Annotated in this window: 22 protein-coding genes; 10 read left to right on the forward strand and 12 right to left on the reverse strand. The window is 66.7% G+C overall.

What is annotated here, in order from left to right:
* The first annotated feature begins 265 nt into the window (after window positions 1–265).
* Entirely contained in the window at window positions 266–550 is a 285-nt protein-coding gene (locus tag IEX71_RS05915; RefSeq protein ID WP_188836072.1) for a hypothetical protein, read from the forward strand.
* An 18-nt stretch (window positions 551–568) separates the two neighbouring features.
* Complete coding sequence (locus IEX71_RS05920; protein WP_188836073.1) at window positions 569–790, forward strand: hypothetical protein; 222 nt, start codon at window positions 569–571, stop codon at window positions 788–790.
* Between the two features lie 20 nt (window positions 791–810).
* Here the strand turns inward: IEX71_RS05920 and IEX71_RS05925 are convergent, their stop codons facing one another.
* Both IEX71_RS05925 and IEX71_RS05930 read right to left on the reverse strand, forming a co-directional pair.
* The gene (locus tag IEX71_RS05925; protein WP_229749508.1) at window positions 811–2,502 is read right to left on the reverse strand and encodes an amidase; all 1,692 of its coding nucleotides are present in this window, start codon (window positions 2,500–2,502) and stop codon (window positions 811–813) included.
* A 20-nt stretch (window positions 2,503–2,522) separates the two neighbouring features.
* Window positions 2,523–3,878, reverse strand: coding sequence for an NAD(P)/FAD-dependent oxidoreductase (locus IEX71_RS05930; protein ID WP_188836075.1), 1,356 nt, complete (start codon window positions 3,876–3,878; stop codon window positions 2,523–2,525).
* 219 nt (window positions 3,879–4,097) lie between these two features.
* Here IEX71_RS05930 and IEX71_RS05935 point away from each other — a divergent pair, with 219 nt between their 5' ends.
* The 5 genes from IEX71_RS05935 to IEX71_RS05955 are packed head-to-tail and all read left to right on the forward strand — an operon-like array spanning window position 4,098 to window position 9,703.
* Window positions 4,098–5,282: an ABC transporter ATP-binding protein gene (locus IEX71_RS05935; RefSeq protein ID WP_229749509.1), complete on the forward strand. Its 1,185-nt coding sequence runs from the start codon at window positions 4,098–4,100 to the stop codon at window positions 5,280–5,282.
* Window positions 5,269–6,531, forward strand: a complete 1,263-nt coding sequence (locus IEX71_RS05940) for a polyamine ABC transporter substrate-binding protein (protein ID WP_188836076.1) — start codon at window positions 5,269–5,271, stop codon at window positions 6,529–6,531. Before IEX71_RS05935 ends, IEX71_RS05940 begins: the two co-directional genes overlap by 14 nt.
* Window positions 6,532–6,568: 37 nt before the next feature.
* Window positions 6,569–7,471: an ABC transporter permease gene (locus tag IEX71_RS05945; protein ID WP_229749510.1), complete on the forward strand. Its 903-nt coding sequence runs from the start codon at window positions 6,569–6,571 to the stop codon at window positions 7,469–7,471.
* A complete protein-coding gene (locus tag IEX71_RS05950) occupies window positions 7,468–8,304 on the forward strand; it encodes an ABC transporter permease (protein ID WP_188836077.1) in 837 nt (278 codons plus the stop codon). Before IEX71_RS05945 ends, IEX71_RS05950 begins: the two co-directional genes overlap by 4 nt.
* 10 nt (window positions 8,305–8,314) lie before the next feature.
* The gene (locus IEX71_RS05955; protein WP_188836078.1) at window positions 8,315–9,703 is read left to right on the forward strand and encodes an NAD(P)/FAD-dependent oxidoreductase; all 1,389 of its coding nucleotides are present in this window, start codon (window positions 8,315–8,317) and stop codon (window positions 9,701–9,703) included.
* A 426-nt stretch (window positions 9,704–10,129) separates the two neighbouring features.
* Here the strand turns inward: IEX71_RS05955 and IEX71_RS05960 are convergent, their stop codons facing one another.
* On the reverse strand, window positions 10,130–10,711 hold the full coding sequence (locus tag IEX71_RS05960) for a GNAT family N-acetyltransferase (protein ID WP_229749511.1): 582 nt from the start codon (window positions 10,709–10,711) through the stop codon (window positions 10,130–10,132).
* Window positions 10,712–10,814: 103 nt separating this feature from the next.
* Here IEX71_RS05960 and IEX71_RS05965 point away from each other — a divergent pair, with 103 nt between their 5' ends.
* Window positions 10,815–11,285 carry a nuclear transport factor 2 family protein gene (locus IEX71_RS05965; RefSeq protein WP_188836080.1) on the forward strand — a complete coding sequence of 157 codons (471 nt, stop codon included), beginning with the start codon at window positions 10,815–10,817 and terminating at the stop codon, window positions 11,283–11,285.
* A gap of 45 nt (window positions 11,286–11,330) precedes the next feature.
* Here the strand turns inward: IEX71_RS05965 and IEX71_RS05970 are convergent, their stop codons facing one another.
* Window positions 11,331–13,082, reverse strand: a complete 1,752-nt coding sequence (locus IEX71_RS05970) for an HNH endonuclease signature motif containing protein (protein ID WP_188836081.1) — start codon at window positions 13,080–13,082, stop codon at window positions 11,331–11,333.
* A gap of 425 nt (window positions 13,083–13,507) precedes the next feature.
* Here IEX71_RS05970 and IEX71_RS05975 point away from each other — a divergent pair, with 425 nt between their 5' ends.
* Window positions 13,508–14,746 (forward strand): hypothetical protein, encoded by a 1,239-nt coding sequence (locus tag IEX71_RS05975; RefSeq protein ID WP_188836082.1) that lies wholly within the window; start codon window positions 13,508–13,510, stop codon window positions 14,744–14,746.
* Between the two features lie 37 nt (window positions 14,747–14,783).
* Here IEX71_RS05975 and IEX71_RS05980 read toward each other — a convergent pair whose 3' ends face one another.
* From IEX71_RS05980 to IEX71_RS05990, 3 genes are all read right to left on the reverse strand, one after another.
* On the reverse strand, window positions 14,784–15,563 hold the full coding sequence (locus IEX71_RS05980) for a phosphotransferase family protein (RefSeq protein ID WP_188836083.1): 780 nt from the start codon (window positions 15,561–15,563) through the stop codon (window positions 14,784–14,786).
* 65 nt (window positions 15,564–15,628) lie between these two features.
* Complete coding sequence (locus IEX71_RS05985; RefSeq protein WP_188836084.1) at window positions 15,629–17,299, reverse strand: long-chain fatty acid--CoA ligase; 1,671 nt, start codon at window positions 17,297–17,299, stop codon at window positions 15,629–15,631.
* A 94-nt stretch (window positions 17,300–17,393) separates the two neighbouring features.
* On the reverse strand, window positions 17,394–18,797 hold the full coding sequence (locus tag IEX71_RS05990) for a glycoside hydrolase family 3 N-terminal domain-containing protein (protein WP_188836085.1): 1,404 nt from the start codon (window positions 18,795–18,797) through the stop codon (window positions 17,394–17,396).
* Window positions 18,798–18,989: 192 nt separating this feature from the next.
* Between IEX71_RS05990 and IEX71_RS05995 the strand changes: the two genes are divergently transcribed.
* A complete protein-coding gene (locus IEX71_RS05995) occupies window positions 18,990–19,769 on the forward strand; it encodes an alpha/beta hydrolase family protein (RefSeq protein ID WP_229749512.1) in 780 nt (259 codons plus the stop codon).
* Here the strand turns inward: IEX71_RS05995 and IEX71_RS06000 are convergent.
* The 5 genes from IEX71_RS06000 to IEX71_RS06020 all read right to left on the reverse strand — a co-directional run bounded on the left by IEX71_RS06000 (window position 19,749) and on the right by IEX71_RS06020 (window position 22,675).
* Window positions 19,749–20,141: a sigma-70 family RNA polymerase sigma factor family protein gene (locus IEX71_RS06000; RefSeq protein ID WP_188836086.1), complete on the reverse strand. Its 393-nt coding sequence runs from the start codon at window positions 20,139–20,141 to the stop codon at window positions 19,749–19,751. The two genes, IEX71_RS05995 and IEX71_RS06000, sit on opposite strands and share 21 nt — an antisense overlap.
* 40 nt (window positions 20,142–20,181) lie before the next feature.
* A complete protein-coding gene (locus IEX71_RS22805) occupies window positions 20,182–20,388 on the reverse strand; it encodes a sigma factor (protein WP_188836550.1) in 207 nt (68 codons plus the stop codon).
* Entirely contained in the window at window positions 20,381–20,773 is a 393-nt protein-coding gene (locus IEX71_RS06010) for a VOC family protein (RefSeq protein ID WP_188836087.1), read from the reverse strand. Before IEX71_RS06010 ends, IEX71_RS22805 begins: the two co-directional genes overlap by 8 nt.
* Before the next feature lie 124 nt (window positions 20,774–20,897).
* A complete protein-coding gene (locus tag IEX71_RS06015; protein ID WP_188836088.1) occupies window positions 20,898–21,689 on the reverse strand; it encodes an ABC transporter permease in 792 nt (263 codons plus the stop codon).
* Window positions 21,686–22,675: an ATP-binding cassette domain-containing protein gene (locus IEX71_RS06020; RefSeq protein WP_188836089.1), complete on the reverse strand. Its 990-nt coding sequence runs from the start codon at window positions 22,673–22,675 to the stop codon at window positions 21,686–21,688. Before IEX71_RS06020 ends, IEX71_RS06015 begins: the two co-directional genes overlap by 4 nt.
* Window positions 22,676–22,677: the final 2 nt, after the last annotated feature.

Genomic DNA, 22,677 nt, shown 5'->3' on the forward strand with positions numbered 1-22,677 from the left:
GTCGAGGCGAACCTCGGTCGAGCTGGGTACATCCGCGCGGTGAATCCGCCTGCGCCGACAGAGGATCGGCCGGCAGCTACATGTCGCGGTAGCGAACCGCAGCGTCGAGCTGCTCCTTGAGCCCCTCCGCATTGAACCTCCATAAGGGTGTGCCGGACCAGCCCCGAGGGTGCGATCGTCGGGATGTTCAGCTCGTCGCTGCCGCGCCAGTCCGGCCCTGCTGCAACCAGACCACGGACGAGTCGCACACCTGAAGGAGGACCAGATGGCAAAGGGCGAAGCCGAAGACGAGCGGATCGTCGACGAGGCCGTCGCAACCGCGCCATCGCTGCGCGACGTGAGCGTGCGTGAACTCCTGGCGCAACTGACGATCGTGCGAGCTCGGCTTTTGGGCGAGTTGCGGGCCGGTGGCTATCAGACCGTGCCGAATCAGAACTACCGCCGCGCCCAGCTGCGTCGGCAGGAGCAGGACCTTGTCCGTCAACTGCGCATCCGGCAGAACCAGTGGCGCCGAGCGATAACGACGACCCAGGACCAACCGCGACCCTAGTCAACGGGTGACACAGAGATGGCCGTCTTCGTCTACGAGATAACCGGGCCGGCCGCGGCGAACGGGTGGCAAACAAGTGCACCCGACGAGCCGATCGCGACCGCGGCCGAGGCATGGCGCCTGATCGCCCGGATCGTCCGACGGACCGAACCGGAGCTGGCGCTGTCGCTACGCACACGCAGCATGCCAGGAGTCCTCAACCACAACGGGACCCGGTACACGGTGATCCGTATCGCGTGATCGAACCGGCCGGGCGACGCTCACAGCGGTGGCGTACGCGGTGGCGCCATACGCCGTGAGCCGAGTGCCTCGAAGCCGGCGGCCACCCGCAGCAGTGCGTTGTCGTCATACGCGCGACCGGCGAAGGTGAGACCGACCGGCATCCCGATGTCGGCCATGACGCCCAACGGAACCGTGACGGTGGGTATACCGAGGTGGCGGATGACGAGGTTGCCGTTGGCCACCCAGGTGCCGTTGCGCCAGGCGAGATCGGCCGACGCGGTGTTGACGTCGCTGTCTGCCGGTCCGACGTCGGCGACTGCCGGAAACACCACAGCATCAAGGGTGTTCGTGGTCATCCAGTCCTCCAGGTCGGCTTGACGGGTGCGCTCCAGCCCGGCCAGCCCGTCCGGCAGCGTCGGCATGTCGTTCAGCCCGGCACCTGGGTGGGTGCGCACCCAGTCCGGGTAGGTGGCGATGTCGTCGGGGAAGCCGGTGTAGCGGTCCAGCGCACCCGGCGGCTGCGGGAAGATCGTGGCGCCGTCGACGGGTGCGAGCGAGGACAACGCCGGGTCGCCGTTGGCGGCCAGGAAGTCCTCCCACGACCAGGGCGACAGGGCGTTGATCTCCTCGCTGAGGAACTCCGGGCTGACGAAGCCCCTCGTGCTGATCGTCGGCGCACCGGCCCGGTCGCCCTCGTAGTTGGACACAGCAGGGAAGTCCACCTCGACCACTTCCGCGCCGGCCGCTTCCAGGTCGGCACGCGCCGCCTCCCAGAGGGCGATCACCGACGCGCGGGTCTCGATGCGCTCGCCGGTCGGCCCGCCGATCGTCGTCCCGGTGCCGGCGTCGGGGTCGGCATTCAGGTACATCCGCGGTATGCCGAGCCGTATGCCGGACAGCGAAAGCCCTTCTCGCAGTGCGGGATAGGACGGGGGACGCACCGCGGACGACGCCGGGATCGACACCCACGGCTGCACCCGCCAGAAATCCCCACGGGTGTCCGCGTCGTCGGCGACGATGACGTCCAGCACCTCCAGCAGATCGGCCATGGTCCGCGTGTGCGGCACGACGACGTCCATCGTGGGGACCAGCGGCCAGTTGCCGCGGACCGAGATCACGCCACGTGACGGGGTGTAGGCGCACAGGCCGTTGTTGGAGGCCGGGCCGCGGCCGCTGGACCAGGTCTCCTCGCCCAGCCCGAACGCCGCGAAGCTCGCCGAGGTCGCGGTGCCCGAGCCGTTTGAGGACCCGGAAGCGTAGGGCGCAGTGAGGAACTCGGCGTTGTAGGGACTCTCGGCGCGACCGTAGAGCCCGCGCTGCATGCCGCCGTTCGCCATCGGCGGCATGTTGGTCAGGCCGAGACAGATCGCGCCGTTGCCGCGCAGTCGCTCGATGGTGAACGCGTCGCGTTGCGCCACCAGGTCGGCGAACGCCGGACTGCCGGCCGCCGCCGTCAGGCCTTTGACGAGGTAGCTGTCCTTCGCCGTGTAGGGAATGCCGTCCAGCGGTCCCAGCGTCTCGCCGCTCGCCCGCCGCCGGTCCGACTCAGCGGCCTCGGCCCGTGCCTCGGGGTTGGGCACGATGACGGCGTTCAGCGCGGTCGCCGTGTCCGGCCCGTCGTAGGCTGCGATCCGTGCGAGGTAGGCATCGACCAGCTCGACAGCCGTCGTCTCGCCCGTCTCGAGCGCGGCGCGTAGGTCGCTGATGGAACGTTCGACGACATCGATCACGGGATCTCCTACGTGGGTCTTCAGTGGCCGGTGAGGAACGACAACACCCTGCCCAGTGTGGCGGGGCGGCGGGTCACTCGCTCCTCCCGGTCGGCCCATGATGCCACCTGCAGTCCGGCGTTGATGCCGAGCCAGCGGAGCGGCTCCGGCTCCCAACGCCGCGAATTGTGCTGCACCCAGGGCAGTTTCGAGAGCTCGGTGCGCTGCCCGGTGACCAGCTCGGCGACCGTGCGCCCACCGAGGTTGCTCAGGGCGACACCGTCCCCGACATACCCGCCGGACCAGCCCAGGCCGGTCGCCGTGTCGTAGCCGACGCTCGGCTGCCAGTCGCGCGGTATGCCGAGGGCGCCGCCCCAGGAATGGGTGAACCGCACGTCGTCCAGCACCGGAAACATCTGCCGCAGTGACGATTTCAGTGTCTCGAAGACCCTCGGATCCTCGTCGAACTCCGGCCGGATCCCCGACCGGAAGTGGTATGGCGCCCCGCGACCACCGAACACCAGCCGGTCGTCGGAGGTTCGTTGGCCGTAGACGATGACGTGTCGGTGCTCGCTGAATGTCTCGGCCCGCGCCAGCCCGATCCGCTTCCACCAGTCAGCGGCCAGCGGTTCGGTGGCGACGATCAGTGAGTAGACCGGTGCCACCGCACGGGTCGACCCGGGCAGGTGGGAGGACCAGGCCTCCGTCGCCCGAATGATGCTGCCCGCTCTGATGATCGGGCCACCGGTGGTGTGCGCCATACCGGGTTCGATGGAGGTCACGCGCGTGTGCTCGACGATGCGCCCGCCCAGCCGCTCGACCGCGTCGGCGACACCGTCGACGAGTCGGCGTGGCTGCACCCGCGCGCAGTGCGGGTTGTAAGTGGCGCCCAAAGTGCCTGTGGCGCACAGTCTTTCGACCGCTGCGTCCTGCTTGAGCAAGGATGTGCCGAGGCTCCAGTGCTCCGAGTGCGCGACCTCTTCCTTCGCCCGGGTGAGCTGAGCACGGCTGCGCGCGACGACGACGGTACCGCCGTGCCGGAAGCCGCAGTTGATCGCTTCGGCGTCGACCACGCGGCCCACCTCCGCCACGCTGTCGCGCAGGGCGGCGTACTGCGCACGCGCCGCAGCGTCGCCGTGCGCTTTGGCGAGGACCTCCGGCGGCGTCGGGTAGAGCGCCGACACCCAGCCGCCGTTGCGACCACTCGCGCCATACCCGGCGTGCTCGGCCTCGACCACCAGCACCGACAGCGACGGGTCGCTCCGCAACAGGTAGTAGGCCGACCACAACCCGGTGAAGCCGGCGCCGACGATGCACACGTCGACCGTCGCGTCGTCGGTCAGGGAAGGCCGGTCCGTCGGCGTGCTGGCGTCCCACCAGAGGGGCCGTGCCGTCATACGCACGATCGTGGCGTATGGCGACATCGGTTGGCAACCGTTTTGACAACGAATTCCGTCGCGAAACCATCATTCGAGACACGGATCAGTAATTTTTGCAGTATCTCTTCACGAGAACCGTGGTCGCCGCTATGGTTGCTCCCCATCGAAGCACTGTGGCTTCACGCCGACGCATCTCAAGCCGCCGTGCTTATTGAACTTCATGATGGGAGCCGACGGATGACAAGTCAGGCCGATCAGCAGCAACACGACACCGCATCGATGGTCGACACCGCAGCCATCAATCTGCGGGGCGTCGAGAAGACGTTCGTCGCCAAGAACGAGACGTTCCAGGCCGTGCAACGACTCGACCTGTCCATCGGCGAGGGAGAGTTCTTCAGCCTGCTCGGACCGTCCGGCTGCGGCAAGACCACGACGCTGCGGATGATCGCCGGGTTCGAGGAGCCCACGGCGGGCGAGATCCTGCTGCACGGTCAGAACATGGTGGGGGTGCCGCCATACAAACGCGACGTCAACACCGTCTTCCAGAGCTACGCCCTCTTCCCGCACATGACCGTCGAGCAGAACGTCGCCTTCGGCCTGGAGCGCAAGCGGATCGGCAAGGCGGAGGTGCGCACCCGCGTCGGCGAGATGCTCGAGATCGTCGGCCTCGGGGAGCGCGGTTCGCGGCGGCCGCAGCAACTGTCCGGTGGTCAGCAGCAGCGCGTCGCGCTCGCCCGTGCCCTCGTCAACCGGCCGAGCGCACTGTTGCTCGACGAGCCGCTGGCTGCGCTGGACCTGAAGCTGCGGCAGGCGATGCAGGTGGAGCTCAAGCGCATCCAGCGCGAGGTCGGCATCACGTTCGTGTTCGTCACTCACGACCAGGGTGAGGCGCTGACGATGAGCGACCGGATCGTGGTGATGAACGCCGGGCTGATCGAGCAGGTCGGCAACCCGCAGGAGCTCTACGAGCGGCCCAGGACGCGCTTCGTTGCAGGGTTCCTCGGCACCTCGAACATCATGGAGGGCAAGGTCACCCGGTATGACGACGGCGTCGCGCTGATCGACGCCGGCGCCGATGGGCGGGTGCTGGTGCCGACCGACGACGCGGCCGTCGGTGACCGCATCACCATCAGCGTCCGGCCGGAGAAGATCGTCCTGTCACACGACGAACCACCCGCCGGTGACCGCGAGTGCAGCGTGCAGGGGACCGTCGAAGAGATGGTCTACCTCGGCACGTCCAACACCTACGAGGTGCGCCTCAACGGCGGTGAGACCGTGACGGTCCTGGAGCAGAACGGCTCGACCGCGGACGCCACCGCCGTCCGCGGCGACAAGGTCTGGCTGAGTTGGCGACCGCAGCACTCGCTGCACCTGGTCGACTCGCCGAGCGTCGAGGAAGGTGCGGCCGATGACGCCGGTTGATCCCGGTCCGGACGGCCTGGCGAACCTGCGCGGGCTGACCCAGCGCCGGTTCAGCCGCCGTGACCTGATGCAGGCGGCCGCGCTGCTGGCCGGCGCGGGCGTGGTGGCCGGGTGCTCCGTGCCCGGCGCACGCGCCAGCGCCATACCGGCCGACTACTGGAAGGACAAGAAGGCGAGCAGGTCGCTGGACTGGGCGCAGTGGCCGCTCTACATCGACGTCGGCAAGGTCAAGGGCAAGACCGTGCACCCGTCGCTGGTGGAGTTCACCAAGCGCACCGACATCCAGGTGAAGTACGAGGAAGTCATCCAGGACATGGATTCCTTCGTCGGCACCATCCGGCCGGTGCTCGCCTCGCACCAGGCCACCGGTTACGACCTGATGGTCTTGACCAACGGCATCTACCTGACGCAGATGCGGGAGCTGAATTATTTGATCCCGCTTGATCATTCGCGAATGCCCAACTTCTTCAAGTATGCCGACAAGACCGCCAAGGACCCGACCTTCGACCGCGGCAACAAATACACCGTGCCCTGGCAGTCGGGCATCACCGGGATCGCCTACAACCCGAAGTACGTCAAGCGTCCGATCACCAGCTTCGACGACCTCTTCGACCCGGCGTTCAAGGGCAAGGTCGGCATGTTCGCCGACAACCAGGACCTGCCGAACTTCGGGCTCGTCGGCATCGGCGTCGACCCGGCCAAGTCGACCGAGGACGACTGGCGGCGCGCGGCCGACCGCCTCATCAAGCAACGCGATGAAGGCTTCGTGCGGGCCTACTACCAGCAGGACTACATCTCACCGCTGTCCAAGGGCGACCTGTGGATCACCATGGCCTGGTCCGGTGACATCTTCCAGGCGAATGCGTCGACGCCGGGCCTCGACCTGAAGTTCGTCGTCCCCGAGCAGGGTGCGGTCGTGTGGACCGACAACCTCTGCATTCCACGCTATTCGCGCAATCCGGTCTCGGCGATGGAGCTGATCAACTTCGCCTACGACCCCAAGATCGCCGCGATGATCGCCGAATACGTCAACTACTTCACCCCGGTGCCGACGGCGCGCAAATACATCCTCGACGACGCCAAGGCGGCCACCAAGAAGGCCGACCGGGAGTCATTGCTGCAGATCGCCGACAGCCCCTTGGTGTTCCCCACCAAGGCAATGGAATCCAAGCTCTATCGCTATGCCACTTTGACGCCGGAGGAGGTGCCGGTATGGAACCAGATCTTCGAGCCGGTCTACGAGTCGTGACCGTTTTCGGTGTCCTCCGGACTGACGGGATGCTGCGATGACCAGCGCGACGTCCGACGAGGTCAAGGTCGGGTCGACACGCCGGCGGATGGGCCGGCTGACGGCATACTGGCTGGCCCTGCCCGGTGGGCTGTGGCTGGCGATCTTCTTCGTCATACCGATGATCTATCTGTTGTCGCTGTCGTTGATGACCGGCAACTTCATCGACGGCTTCACCCAGACGTTCCACGTGTCGACCTACTGGCACACGATCAGCCTCTACCACGACCAGTTCATCCGGTCGATCATCTACGCGCTGATCGTCACCGCGCTCACCATCACGCTCGCCTATCCGATGGCCTACTGGATCGCCATGCGGGGCGGTAAGCACAAGTCGACATACCTGCTGATCATCCTGTTGCCGTTCTTCGTGTCGTTCGTCATACGGACGTTGCAGTGGCAGTTCATCCTGGCTGACAACGGCTTCGTCCTCGGCACGTTGAAGGATTTGCACCTGGTCGGCTCGGACTTCCACCTGCTGGCCACTCCGGTCGCGGTGATCTGCGGATTGACCTACAACTACTTGCCGTTCATGGTGCTGCCGCTCTATGTGTCGATCGAGCGACTGGATCCACGGTTGATGGAGGCGGCGAACGATCTGTATGCCAGCAAACTGCAGGCACTGCTGCGGATCGTCTTCCCACTCACCATTCCCGGCATCTTCGCCGGCGTGATCATGACGTTCGTGCCGGTCGCTTCTGACTTCGTCAATGCGCAGCTGCTGGGCGGTGCGAAGACGACGATGATCGGCAATGTCATCTACACGCTCTATCTGACGAACAACGACTATGCGGCCGCGTCGGCGCTGTCGTTCACGTTGATGGGTGCGTTGTTGATCGGCATCTTCATCTATGCGCGAGCACTCGGCACCAAGGACGTGATGGAGGCGGCGGCGCTATGACGACCACTGAAGCACCTCGCGCCACCTCGCCGGTCGCGCGACGCAAGCCGAAGCGCAAGTGGACCTATTACATCCTGCCCGTCTACACGTGGGCGGTCCTGCTCTTCCTGTGCCTGCCGATCTTCGTGATGATCCTCTTCGGATTCAACGACACCAAGGGCCGCTACAACATCACCTTCCAGGGCTTCACGCTCAAGTGGTACAAGGAACTCTTCGCGATCGACGGCCTGACGAATGCGTTGATCAACTCCCTCACCATCGCGGTGATCGCGACGGTCGTGTCCGTCGCCGTCGGCGGTGCACTCGGTATGGCGCTGGGGCGCTATCGCTTTCGCGGCAAGGGCCCGCTGTCGCTGGTGGTCTTCGCCCAGATCGCGACCCCCGAGCTGGTGCTGGGCACCTCGCTGTTGTCGTTGTTCCTGTCGCTCAACATCCCGCGCGGTTACACCACGATCCTGTTGGCGCACATCATGTTCTGCATCCCCTTCGTGGCCGTCACCGTGCAGGCACGGGTCGCCGGCCTGGACGGATCGCTGAAGGAAGCGGCGATGGATCTGGGTGCCACACCGGTCGTGGCGTTCCGCAAGATCACCTTGCCGATGATCATGCCGGGACTCCTGGCCGGAGCGCTGTTGTCCTTCGCACTGTCGATCGACGACTTCGTGACCACCAGCTTCAACGCCGGCCAGACGGTGACCTTCCCGCTGTGGGTGTATGGCGCCTCGCGGCTCGGCATCCCCGCACAGGTCAACGTGATGGGCACACTGATCTTCCTCTTCGGGTTGATCCTGGCCGGCTACAGCATCCTGGCCGGGCGCCGTAAGAAGGACTGAATCCGCAGCGATGACAACGCTCGACCGTCGGATCGACGCCCGGATCGGGGCGGCGCGACGCACGCCGTACTGGCTGGACAACGCCGTCCGGCCGGCTGCCCGACCGCCGCTCGACGCGGACACCTCGTGTGATCTCGCGGTGGTCGGCGGCGGGTTCAGCGGCCTGTGGGCCGCGGTGCTCGCCAAGGAGGCGGACCCGGACCGGGACGTGCTGCTGCTCGAGGGTGGTCGGCTGGCCTGGGCGGCGTCCGGTCGCAACGGCGGCTTCTGCGCGGCCAGCCTCACCCACGGTTACGACAACGGGATCAGCCGGTTCGGCGAGGCGGCCCAGATCGAGCTCGACCGGCTCGGTATGGCGAACCTCGACCAGATCGAGGAGACGGTCGCGCGCTACCGGATCGACTGCGACTTCGAGCGCACCGGCGAGGTCGACGTCGCGACCGAGGCGTACCAACTGGTCGATCCGGCGGACGTGACCGATGCGGTGCACCTGGACCAGCAGGAGGTTCGTGCCGAGTTGGACTCGCCCACCTTTCTCGGCGGTGTCTGGGACAAGCGCGGCGTCGCGATGCTCGACCCGGCGAAGCTCGCCTGGGGTCTTGCCGAGGTTGCCGAGCGACTCGGTGTGCGCATCGTGGAGCAGACACCGGTCCGTGACCTGCACAAGCAAGGGCAGCACATCGAGCTGCGGACCGATCACGGCACCGTCCGTGCCCGACGGGTCGCCTTGGCCACCAACGTTTTTCCGTCGCTGCTGCGCCGACTGCGGCTCTACTGCGTCCCGGTCTACGACCACGTGCTGATGACCGAACCACTGACCGACGAGCAGCTGGCTGCCATCGGCTGGCAGCACCGCCAGGGCTTCGGCGACAGCGGCAACCAGTTCCATTACTACCGGCTGACCGCCGACAACCGCATCCTCTGGGGTGGGTATGACGCGGTCTATCACTTCGGCCGCCAGGTCAAAGCCGAGTATGACGATCGGCCCGCGACGTTCCGCACGCTCGCGGAGCATTTCGACACGACGTTCCCGCAGCTGGCCGGCATCGGTTTCAGCCACCGCTGGGGCGGAGCGATCGACACCTGCACGAGATTCTGTGCCTTCTACGGAGCGGCATACGACCACCGGGTGGCTTACGCGCTGGGCTACACCGGTCTGGGGGTCGGCGCGAGCCGCTTCGGCGCCCAGGTGATGCTCGACCTGCTGGACGGTGCCGAGACCGAGCGCACGCGGACCCCGCTGGTGCAGTCCCGCCCGCTGCCGTTCCCGCCGGAACCGTTGGCATTCCTCGGGATCGAGGCGACCAGACGGTCACTGGCCCACGCCGACGAGAACGACGGCCGGCGCAACCTGTGGCTGCGCGGACTCGACAAGGTCGGGCTCGGTTTCGATTCCTGACCGTTCGCGTTCCGTCTTTCGGCGATCTGAGTGCAGTTCGGATCTGCTGACAACCGGTGCAACGTCGTGGACGTCCTGGTGGTGTGAGTGGCAGGGGGTGCCGGCACTGTGAGGCGGGGGAGCAATGGGTCAAGCGGTACCTGAGGTCACCGACGAACAGCGACGTAGTGAAGGTCGGCCGCCGAAGTCGTTTCGGGACAACTACATACGTGCATCCTCGGGCGGCTGGACGGATCTCACTTGCGGCTCACCTGTGGCACCACCGGCATCACGATCGGCAACTGACCGAACACGATCGGTGATCGCGGTCTACCTCGGCGCCATTTGGGCATCAACGTCCGGCAGGGGCGCGGCGCAGATCGGGACGGTCGCGCTGTCGGGTGCGGCTGCCCGACGACGTGACGTCCGGCCTCGCCGGAGCTCGACTCAGCTCGTCTCCGGGCCGCCGGTCGACACCCATGAGCCGAGTGGCTCGCCCGGCTTGTCCTCGTCCGTCTCCTCGACACCGCACACGACGAAACCCCGCGCCCGGTAGTTGGCCAGCGCGGCCGGGCCGTCGAGGGAGCAGGTGTGCACCCAGACTCGGCTGACATCCGGCAGGCCGTCGGTGCGCCCGGGAACGGACCAGGCGGCCTGTATGCCGTGCGCGAGCAGCCGGCCGCCGAGTCCGCGCCCGATCGCCTGTTCGGCCAGTCCGAAGTAGCGGATCTCCACATGTAGGCCATCACTCTGCGGCACGGGTTGCAGGTGCAGGTAGCCCAGCGGCACGCCACCGCCATACAGGATCCAGAACTCGGTCCCTGGCACCGACAATTCGCCCTGCCACTGCTCGCGCGACCAGTCCAGCCGGTCGGTCCAGTGCCACGGTCCACCGACCAATCCGTAGAGGAATCGGGCATATTCGGGTGACACGTCGGTCGCGCGGTCCAGTCGCACGCCGTCGGGAAGTGTCGGCGCGGGGGCCGATGGCGCGTCACGCATCTCGAGCGTGGTGGTCGTGACTTTCATGCGCGTTCCTCTCGTGCGGTCACCGCTCATCCTCGCGCAAGCAGGGTCGTCATACTGGAGGCGCCCACGTTTCGTGGACGGTATGGCGGCAAGGAGATGCGACATGGCAACAAGCGGGCTTGTCCCACCGTTCGACCGCGACGGCGCGATCGCGAAGGTGCGCAAGGCAGAGGATCTTTGGAACACTCGCGATCCGGAGAAGGTCGCGGCCGCCTATTCGCCGGACAGCCGCTGGCGCAACCGCACGACCTGGGTGAACGGGCACGACGAGATCGTGGCGTTCCTGACCCAGAAGTGGGACCGCGAACGCGACTACCGGCTGATCAAGCAGCTGTGGGCGTTCGGCGGCAACCGGATCGCGGTGCGCTTCGCGTCGGAGTCGATGGGCAAGGACGGGCTCTGGTATCGCTCCTATGGCAACGAGCAGTGGCAGTTCGACGATGAAGGGCGTTGCCAGTTCCGGCACGCGAGCATCAACGACCTGCAGATCGCGGAGGCGGACCGCCTCTATCGGTGGGATGCGCCGGGCCCTCGTCCGCAGGACCACCCCGGTCTGAGCGATCTGGGTCTCTGACCGCCGCGAGCTCTCACGGCACTTGAATTGTGTTGGGGGCTGGTGTTATTCGCCGGGTGTGGTGGTGTAGTCGCGGCCGGTGGGGCTGGTCCAGGTGCATGCACCGTCGGGCGTCATGGTGACGGTCCAGCCGTGGGCTTGTTTGGTGCGGTGGTGGTGGCGGCACAGGCATTGCAGGTTGGTTGCGGCGGTCGGGCCGTGCGGCCAGGGGGTGACGTGGTCCAGGTCGCAGCGGTGGGCGGGGGTGGTGCAGCCGGGGAATCGGCAGTGCCGGTCGCGGGTTTGGACGTAGTGCTGTAGGCGGGTGCTGGGCCGGTAGCGGGTTTCGCAGGTTTCCAGGGTGACGCCGGTGTCGGCGTCGATCAGGGCACGGGTGATGGTCATCCCGAACGAGCGGGTCATGGTTTCGATGACGTCGGCTGGGATGGTGCCGATGCCGGGCACGGTGGCATCACCCAACCGGGCAGTCGGTGTGCGGGGTTCTGATGGTGGTGGTGCGCCGCGGGTGGTCGTCGCGGATGGTGGCGCTCCTCGCAGTTGGTGGGTGTGCAGGTCGGCGTGCGGGTCGAGGTCGGTGGGTGCGTATTCGTCGTCGAGTTCCCAGTCGGCGAAATCCGCGTCACATGGTGGGTATTGGTGTTTGAGGAGTTCGTTGAACTCCCGGTCGATCTCGTCCTGACTGCGGACTCTGACACCGCACGGTCGCCCTGTTGCCGGTGTGGGTGTGGTGGGGCGGCCGTGGGGGAAGACGGTGGTCCCGGTGACGGGGTGCGCGAACGCGTCGGGCCAACCGGGTCCACCACCGGCGGCCGCGGTCCGGGCAGCGGTACCCGAAGCTGCTGCAGTGGCCGCGGTGCCGGTGTGGATGGGGAGGTGGATGACCAGGTGGGTGGTGATGGTGGTGTTGCCGAGGATGAGGTCGGCGATGGCGTCGGCGCGGCATTCGGCCAGGGTTTTGTCGGTGGTGGTGTCGGAGTGCAGCGCCCGGGCGTGCTGGTCGATGGCGGCCATGATCTTGGCGGCGACCGCGGACGGCAGGATCGCGTGCAGGTGGGTGAGGCCGGGTTCGTCGTCGGGGTGGGTGAACACTCCGACCCGGTCTCGGCGCCGCCGGGTCGCGGCCTGGGTAGCGGTGATGGGGTCCAGGGCGCGCAGGATCCGTTGGGTGCGGTGTTGCACCCGCGGGGCGGATTGCCGGGCGAGTAGGGCGACGTTGGCTTGTTCGACGGCGGCGGCCTCCGCCGCACTGCTGGCATGGTCGGGGTCACCCAGCAACGCGGTTTCGACCTGCCGGGCCAGGTCCAGGGTTGCGGGGGTGCCGTCCTGGGTGGTCTCGCGGGCGACCCGGCCGAGTGCGCGGTGAATGCTGGTGAGTTTGGCTGGCTCCAACTCCCCGGTGCCGACATGGCCGAACAGGCGTGGGGTGCGGATGATCGCATCAGTCGCTTCAGCGACTCGGTTGAGTGCTTGCCCGGAGGTCCACCCGAATTGAGGTCCGAGCTCGGAACCGATGAATTCGTCTCGATGTGTGCCGAAGGCGTGCCGCACTTCGTGTTCCCGGAAACCCTCAGGCGCGGTGGCATCAGGGAAGGCGACCTTCTCGATCGCCGCGGCTTGCGCGAGCCGAGCGGACTGCAACGCCCACACCGCATTGAGCGTCCGCTGCGCGATGATTGCCTGCTCCACGAGTTCCTGTTTGGTCAGGGTTGTCGAATCGATGCGGGAGTCCTGGAACGCCGAAGCGAGCAGCTCGAAGGCGGCCGTCGGCTCTGCGTCGGTACCTCGGATCCCCTCCATTTCTATATCGTACAGGCGTTCGATGAAGATGTCGAGTTTTGAGTGGTGTAATTCGGTGCAAATACGAAGCTTCGATGCCTGCGAGCGAACGGCCCATCCCACGCCACGTGACGTGAATCAGATACGCCAAGCTGTAGCCGCGCGCGAAAAACGGCGTCGCACGCCGCCCATCGCGCCGACCTCTCCGCAACGCAAACACCCGAGCGCGCCGACCGAGACCAACGCACCCTCAGTGCATCGACGCCTCGCGACTGGTGCGTCCGAACAGCGCACTCTAGGCAGTAGTTCCCTACCCCGAGAGAGACTTCGTCGAACGGGGAGCGGAGCACCTTCGGCCTTGAGACACTTCGAGACCACGCCCATGCGCCATTGCGATACCCCGTCAGCGGTGAGGCACCACGAACCAGTCGTCAGGAGACCGAACGATGGATGACGAGATTCAGTTGATCAGCGACGGCGACGGCTTGGCTGTCATCGGCGATTCGGCGGTTGTCGATCGATTCCTCGCTGCGGAAGGACTCTCTTCCAAGGACCTGGGCCTACCTCGACTCAGCCGGATCCTCAGCGTTGGCGGCGGTGTGTCAAGCGTGGGCTCCGAGGCCGCCGCAAACTCGGGGCGTTGGGTCAAGTTGACGAAAGAGTCCGCGAAGCTTGTTCGCAAGCATGGTTTGAGGGAGAGCAAGGGCGGCTACAGCACGGGTGTGCTGAAGGGAAAGAACGGTCAGGTCAAGGGATTCGTCGAGTTCGTGAAGGCCCCCGGCACACTGCTGACCAATCCTGCCATGTTGGCCGGGGCAGCCGGCATCATGGCGCAACTCGCCATGCAGCAGACGATGGACGAAATCACCGACTATCTCGCGACGATCGACAAGAAGGTCGACGACGTCCTTCGTGCGCAGAAGGATGCAGTGCTCGCTGACATGATCGGCGTCGACCTGGTCATCGAGGAGGCAATGATCATTCGGGACCAGGTCGGCCGGGTCTCAGAAGTCACCTGGTCGAAGGCGCAGGCCACGACACTGACGATCGCACGGACCCAGGCATACGCTTTGCGGCAGCTCGACGCAGTCGCTGAGAAGCTTGAGCGGGAGAAGCGATTCGGTGAGCTCGCCGACGCCACCAAGGAAGCGCAATCCACGGTGCAGGACTGGCTCGCGGTATTGGCTCGTTGCTATCAGTTGCAAGAGGCGATCGCGGTGCTCGAGCTCGATAGAGTCCTCGATTCCTCGCCCGACGAACTGGATCGCTATCGTCTCGCGCTGCGGGCTGCCCGGCTCAACCGGGTGGAGCGGATCTCCGGCACCACCGAGCGCTTAATGATCCGGATGGATGCTGCGGCCGGCGCTGCCAACGCCAGGGTCCTCATGCACCCGACCGCCTCGCGGGATGTCGTCAGGTCGACCAATGAGGTGGCAACCGCTGTCGTCGACTTCCACGGTCGGCTCGGGATCGAGCAGGCTCGGGAGTCGATGGAGGCCAGGCGTTGGCTGGATGCCGCCACCGAGGCGCGACACAAAGCGCTCGAGTCTGGCGCGGACGGACTGGACGCCGCCCGCAATCTCGGTAACGAGACTTTTGATCGCGCCAGGACGATGACGACCAAACTCTCCGGCGGCATCGGCAAGCCCAGCTTGCGGCGGCGAGCGCGGGACAAGGACAGCTGAGCGCCACCCCGCCAACGGCCACCCGGCGGACCCGCCCTCACATCTGCGCGCGCAACACCGCGAATTCGCAACCAGGAGAGTCGGGATCGAAGCCGTGCTCGAGCAACCAGCGCGCTGACGTGAGGCCGCGGTAGGACCACCACGCGCGGATAACGCCGCGGTCGACGTCGGCGCCATGATCGGCGCCATGATCGGCGCCATGACCAGCGCCGTAGCCGGCGAGGATGTCGTCGAGGTGCTCCGGATGGCCGATGGCCAACGTTGCCAGGTCGTACATCGCGTCGCCGGGCGCGCCTTCGGACCAGTCGAGGACGCCCGTCACCTCGTCGGTGATCTGTTCGACGAAGACGTGGTCGACCTGGAGATCGCCGTGCATGAAGACCGGGGTCCACGGCCGCAGCGCGGTCTCGGCGATCCGGCGATTGCGGGTGACGAGATCGGTTGGCAGGACGGCATTTTCGAGCAACCATGCGCACTCGGTGTCCAGGCGTGCAGCGAGTCCGTCGACGCTCGCGCCCTGCCAGGATGGTGGCGTCGCATCGTGCAGTTCTCGTATGGCGCCACCCGCCGCCGCCCATGCCGCGGCCGATGCGGTCGACGGCTCGCCTAGCCGGCCGAGCGGTCTACCGTCGAGCGCGGCCAGGGCGAGCACCGGAGGCTGATGCCACAAGATGTGCGGTGTCGGGACGGGCGCCATACGCATCGTCTCGATCTCCCTGTCGAGGCGTGACTGATCGGCGTCCATCTTCAGGAAGATGTCGCCGACCCGGACGGTCGCCCGCTCGGCGTGCGCCACGACGACCTCGATCTCGTCCATGGAGGACACCCTGGCAGGGGCGACGGCACGGCTGCCAGGGCTTATCGCCCGACGGGAGGGCCGCGTCAGTCGCTCGGCTGCTCCACCTGCAGGTCGCCGGCGGCATACCGCTCGCGCAGCCGCTTCTTGTCGAACTTGCCGACGCTGGTCTTGGGCACCTCGTCGATGATCGCCCAGCGCTCAGGCAGCTGCCAGTGAGCAACGTTGTCCGCCAGATGTTTTCGCAGATCGGCCGGAGTCGTGGTCGAGCCCTCCTTGATGACCACGGTGGCCAAGGGTCGCTCGCCCCACTTCTCGTCGGGGATGTTCACCACGCTGGCTTCGACGACGTCGGGGTGGGACATGATCTTGTTCTCCAGATCGACCGAGCTGATCCACTCCCCACCCGATTTGATGACGTCCTTCGAGCGGTCGGTGAGCCGCAGGAAGCGGTCGGCCGTCAGTGCGCCGACGTCGCCGGTGCGGAACCAGCCGTCCGAGCTGAAGCGTGACGCGCGGTCATCGATGTCCGCCTGGGCGTCCCCTTCATTGGTGAGGTAGGAGCCGGCGATCCACGGCCCGCGGATCTCCAACTCGCCGACGCTGGTGCCGTCCGTCGGCTGCACCGCGCCGTCCGGTCCGACGATGCGCCCCTCGAAGGTGGCGAGCAGCCGGCCCTGCGTCGCGCGGGCGCTCCAGTATTCGTCGGAGCCCTCGTCCAGCCGGGGCGGAGGTATGGCGACAGAGCCCATCGGCGACGTCTCCGTCATACCCCACGCATGGATGATCTCGATGCCGAGTTCGTCCTGGTAGCGGCGCATCATCGACTCCGGCGCCGCGGACCCGCCGACGACGAGCCGGCGGACCGTCGACGCGTCGGCGCCTTCGTGCTCGGTGAGATAGCGCAACAGGTCGGCCCAGATCGTCGGCACGCCCGCGCCCCCGGTGATCTTGAGTTGCTTGATCATGGTGGCCAACGGCTCGGCCTGCAGGTAGCGACCCGGCATGACCAGGCCAGAGCCGGAGAGCATTGCCATGTAAGGGAATCCCCACGCATTCGCGTGGAAGAGCGGCACGACGACGAGCAGCCGGTCGGCAGCGGACCAGTGGAAGGTGCCCGCCCCGGCGAGCGCATGCAGGTAGTTGGACCGGTGCGAATAGGCCACCCCCTTGGGGTTGCCGGTCGTGCCGGAGGTGTAGCAGAGCGAGGAGGCGTCGTTCTCGTCCATGTCCGAGACCCACTCGTATGACGTGGGTCGGTCCGCCAGCAGTGTCGCCCAGTCGTGCACCTCGGCGTGCTCGGCGAGAGTGGCCTGCAGCGTCTCGGGGATAGCTCCGTTGACGATGACGTGGCGCACCTTCCGCAGATGCGGCAACAGCTTGCCGAACGGCTCGGCGAGCGTGTCGTCGACGATGACCACCTCGCTGCCGCCGTGGTTGGTCACGTAGAGCAGTTGCTCGGGGAAGAGCCGGATGTTGAGCGCGTGCAGCACCGCACCCATCGACGGCACCGCGAGGTATGTCGCCAGGTGCTCGGCGTTGTTCCACATGAACGTCCCGACCCGCTGGTCGCCGTCGATCCCCAGCCCACGGAGCGCGTGCGCCAATTGGGCGCACATCTCGCCGAGCTCGCCATACGTCGTCGTACGCGGGCCGTCCTCGGTCCAGGTGATGACCTCACTGTCGGCATACGCGGTGGTGCCGAATTCCAGCAAGGTGGAGATGAGAAGTGGGGTCTCCTGCATGGTGCTCTTCATGGCCGCAGCCTGTCACTTGGGAGCCGCCGACGGGAGGATCTCCCGAAATGTTTCGGTCGGCGAGATGCGTCCGATCAACCTGTCGCGACCCGGCTCACCGGCAGAAGAGCAGGCCGTGCTGCGCCTTCAGCGTGAGGATCCGGTGTATGGCGTGGTTGACCTGCCACGCGAAGGTCGAGCTGGCGTGGACGCGTGCGCGTATCGCGGACAGCATCGTCGGGACTTCGCCGGGCGAGCCGGTGAGCACCATGTCGCCGCCCGCTGCGATGAACCGCACGGCCCGGTCGCCCACCGGAACGTGTTGCACCGCAACGGCGCTCATTGAATCACTGACCACTACGCCGTGGAAGCCGAGGTTGCCGCGCAGGATCGTGGTGACGATCTTGGACGAGAACGGTGCCTGGTTGGCCGAGTCGATCTTCGGGTACCACGCCAGCCCGACCATCACCATGCCGGCGCCGGCGCTGATGCCCGACTTGAACGGTGTCAGGTAGGCGTCGGTGGATGTCATCGTGTTGTCGGTGATGCCGGTGCTCGAGGTGTCCGTGTTGTTGGCGATCCGACCGATGCCGGGGAAGTGCTTCAGGGTCGCGATCGCGCCGCGCGAGTTGAGGCCGTGGACGACATTGGTCACTGCGCGCGAGACGACGCTCGGGGTGTATCCGTATTCGCGGTAGTAGTGGCCGATCGGACCGTTACCCGTGCCCAGGGACTGCGGCACCGTGTCGGTGACCGGCGCGAGGTCGACGCCGACGCCGACGTCCCGCAGTTGTTGCCCGACCGTCGCCGCAACGCTCTGCTGGTGCGACGACGACCAGGTGCCCTGGGTGAGCGCGGTCGGAAGCTTGGTGAAGCCGGCCCCGGTGAGCTGCTGCACGTAGCCGCCCTCCTGGTCGGCACCGATGAGCTGTGCCACGCCGTCGGTGGCGGAGTTGCTCGTCAGCCGCTGCAACCCGTCCGAGGTCCGGCCGACTGTCCCGTCGCCGCTCCAGCCACCGAGATAGACGATGTTGCCGACGTGGTAATTGGAGACGAGCCCGTGGACGGTCGACTGGCCGCCGCTCGTCATACCGACCATGATCAGTTGCCCCAACCGCTGCGGCACCGTCATCTCGTTGTAGGTCTTGGTGACGCACGCGGACCCGGTCCCGCCGAAACGGAGCAGGGCCTTCCAGGTCAGGTCGTCGACGACACCCGTCGCGTCGAGATGCCGCGCAGACTGGAAGCGCTTGACCGCGCTCAGGGTCGCCGCGCCGAAGACTCCGTCGGCGCCCGACGATCCCACCGAGTAGCCGTGTTTGATCAGCAATTGCTGTGCCAGCTTCACGCAGCTGCCGGTCTTGCCGTAGTAGGTGACGGCGTATGACGGGCAGCTCGCCAGCGTCGTCGCGGTCCGGGTGGCCGCATGCGACGGTGTGGCCGGCGCCAGCGCCATACCTGCTGCGGCAATGGCGAATGTCGCCCCCAGGACCAGTTGCCGCTTCCCCGCGATATTCATGATGTGCCCCCTCCGCTGAGTGCTCACTCAGTAGGACGCCTATCCGGGCTGGTCGGTTGTCAAGACGTTCGTCGGTGGGCGAGCGAGCTGGGACGACGCCGAGCGTGAGCGTCCTGACTCATGACCAGCAACTCGAGCCCGGCGCTGCTAGGCTCCGCTGGTTCGTGACCTGGCAAGACGGAGGTGCGGCCCATGAGCGCCATGAACACTTCACTCTTCACCGCAGAGCGCACCACTGACGGGGTCATCGAGCGCGACTTCACGATCGGCGAGGTCCCCGGTGTGCTCTGGTCACCCGCGGACGCGTCACCGGGCACACCGCTGGTGCTGATGGGTCACGGTGGCGGGCTGCACAAGCGGTCAACCGGCCTGGTCGCCCGAGCCCGGGACGCCGTGCTGCGTGACGGACACGCCGTCGCAGCCATCGATGCCCCCGGACACGGAGACCGGCCGCGGTCCGCCGAGGACCAGCGCTGGGTCGACGAGATGCTCGCCGAGCGAGCGGCCGGTCGGTCGATGGCCGCGACCATCGCGGCATACAACGCCTCGCTCACCGAGCGCGCGGTGCCCGAATGGCGGGCGACGATCGACGCGCTCCAACAACTGCCGGAGATCGGCCGGAGTGCGCCGGTCGGCTACTCCGGTATGACGCTGGCCAGTGCCATCGGCATACCGCTCGTCGTGGCCGAATCCCGCATCACCGCAGCTATTTTCGGCGGCGTCTTCGTGTATGACGAAATCACGCTCGCCGCGCGGAGCGTGACCATCCCGGTGGAGTTCCTGCTCCCGCTGGACGACCCGGAGATTACCCGGGAGTCGGGGTTGGCTCTCTTCGAGGAATTCGCCTCGGAGGACAAGACGTTGCACGCCTTCCCGGGTAGCCACTTCACCGTGCCGATGGAGCGCGTCGACACGCGCTTCTTCGCCCGACACCTGGCGCACCCCGCGGCGTCAGTCGAGCCGGTCGGGTAGGCCGAACCGTCCGTAGGTCGCGCTCAGGCTGCGCTGATCCATCGGCTGCTGCGGAAAGCGTTGGTACGACTCGTTATCCGGGGAATCGGTCGACCGGACGATGAAGGCGGTCACATCGAACACCCGGTCGTCACGCAGCGTCAGTACGTTGAGCGCGAAGGGCAGATGAGCCCCGGTCGCCTCGTCCCAGGCGTAGAACGCGAGTGCGGGCTGCGCATTGGCGCTGGAAGGAGTTACCTTCCAACGCCATTCGCCACTCAGGGACGACTCGCGGGCCCAGGTCTCCACAATCAATCGCGGTGCGTACCAGATCGACAGCGGCGGCATCGCGAAGCTGGCGTCCTCGGTGAGCAGGGCGGTGCAGGCCGCCACGTCACACATCTCCCAAGCAGCGAACTGTCCGGATACGGCTCTATCCATACGGATTCGGCCATCGGTGCACCGCGGTGCCGTCCCGCAGTCCGGCGGCACCGCGCCAGGGCCGGATCAGCGTGTCCTGGACGGCGTCGTCGGCGTCATACACCGAGCCGAGCATCCGGTAGCAGTGCGCGTGGAGCTCAGCTCGGTGACACTCGACCAGAACGGCGAAATCGACGCCCTGGTCAGGGTTTTCACTCAGGTTGTTCCACCACCATCAGGCTGTGTCCGCTCGGATCACGGAACCAGAACATCGGCGGCACGGGGTCACCCATCCGGGAGACCTCCGCATCCACGTCGACACCCTTGTCCACCATCTCGGCGTGCACCGCCTCGACGTCGGCGGTGGTGAGCGTGATGCCGGTCTGCGCGGGCTCGAACGTCGACCCCTCGGGTGGTGGCGCGAGCGCGATGCCTGTCTCGCCCTCCGGTGGGTACATCTCGATCCACCGGTAGCCACCGCCGAAGGGCTCGTCGGTGCGCTTCTCGAAACCGATCGATTCGTAGAACGTCACGGCCTTGTCCTGGTCGGGCGTCGTCACACAGACGAGGCTGATCCCGCGGAGCGCGGTCTTGGTCACTGGCATGGTGCACCTCCTGGAGAAATCACATGCTGGCACCAACTAGGACCCGCGTCACCCACGAAACTCATCGGTGTCGGCTCGGTTCGTTCGCCGACAGCGAAGCAGTAGTCGTCGGCGCCGGAGGGCGTCATTCGCGGCGTTGGTAGAGCAGCGTGGTGAGCGGCGCGAAGACGGCGATCAGCACGGCGGCGGTGCCGATCACCAGAATGGCCTGGTGTCCTGCCGGCGTACCGTCCATCAGGTCTCGCGCGGCCGTCACCAGATGGCTGATCGGATTGGCCTCCGCGACGTTCCGCAGCCACCCCGGCATCGTGTCGGGGGCGACGAAAACGTTGCTGACGAAGGTCACGGGAAAGAGGATCACGAAGCCGAGGTTCATCACCGCTGTGGGGGTGCGCAGCAGCAGGCCGAGGGTGGTCCAGGCCCAGGAGAGTGCTGACGCGAACAGGACGACCAGACCGACGGCGAAGAGCACGCCGAGCACGCCGCCGTGCGCGCGATAGCCCATCAGGAAACCGAGGCCGAGCACGAGACCGGCGGCGAGCAGGTAGCGACCGACGTCGCCGATCAGAGCACCGACGATCGGCGCCGGGCGCCAGTTCGGCATGGATCGGAAGCGGTCGAACGCTCCGGTGGTGAGATCACGATTGAGCGTGACGCCGCTGTAGATGGTCACGAACACGACCGCCAGGGCGAGCGTGCCGGGCAGGAGGTACTGCAAGTAGTCGTGCGTGGAGCCGGAGACCGCCCCGCCGAACAGGTAGGTGAACAGCAGTGTGAAGAGGATGGGGATGCCGATGACGTCGCCGAGTTGTTCGGGGACGTGCTTGATCTTCAGCAGGGAGCGCCGGGCGTAGGTGAGCGAGGCTGAGACGGGGCCCGCCGGTCGTGCGGGAGCCTCGGCGTCGAGGACGGTCATACGGACACCTCCGATCGGTCGGTGGATTCGCCGGTCAGTGCGAAGAAGACCTCGTCGAGGCTGGGCTGACCGTAGGTGAAGTCGGTCACGGCGATGCCCTCCTGAGCAAGCTGGTTGAGCACCTGAACGGCGAGATTGGTTGACGCTGCGAGGTCCTCGGCCGGAAGCTGTGCCCGCAGCGCGGCGGGATCGCCATCCTTCATGACATGGGGCGTCAGGGAGGCGGTCAGCGTGGCTTCGGCCCGGTCGCGCTGAGACGGATCTGCCAGTCGCAGTCGGATCCCACCGGCGCCGACAGCAGACTTCAGCTCCTCGCGAGTACCCGACGCGATGACCCGGCCGTGGTTGATCACCGCGATCCGGTCCGCCAACTGGTCGGCTTCGTCGAGGTACTGGGTCGTCAGCAGGACCGTCGTCCCGTTGGCGACGATATGGCGCACGACGTCCCAGACCTGGCTCCGGCTGCGCGGATCCAGTCCCGTGGTCGGCTCGTCGAGGAAGAGAAGCTCAGGTCGCACGATGATGCTCGCGGCGATATCGAGACGACGCCGCATCCCGCCCGAGAGCTGAGTCGCGAGTCGCCCGGCGGCAGCGTCGAGCTCGAACCCCACGAGCAGGTCGTCGGCGCGCGTCTTCGCCGCCGCGGGGGAGTAGCCGTGGAGGCGGCCGATCATGACGAGGTTCTCCCGCGCGGTCAGATCCTCGTCGACCGACGCGAACTGGCCGGTCAGGCTGATGCGTCGGCGCACCGCGGGGGCATCGTGTGCCACGTCGTGTCCGAACACGAGGGCGGTGCCCGCGTCGGGGCGCAGCAGCGTGGCGAGCATCCGGATGGTGGTCGTCTTGCCTGCACCGTTCGGCCCCAGAACGGCGCAAATGCTCCCTGTCGGGATGTCGAGATCGATTCCGTCGACGGCGCGCGTCTCACCGAAGGCCTTGGCCAGGCCGCGGGCACGCACGGCAAGATCGGCATTGCGAGTGGTCATGG

The organism is Flexivirga endophytica (assembly GCF_014640635.1).
In the GTDB taxonomy this organism is placed as follows: Bacteria; Actinomycetota; Actinomycetes; order Actinomycetales; family Dermatophilaceae; genus Flexivirga; species Flexivirga endophytica.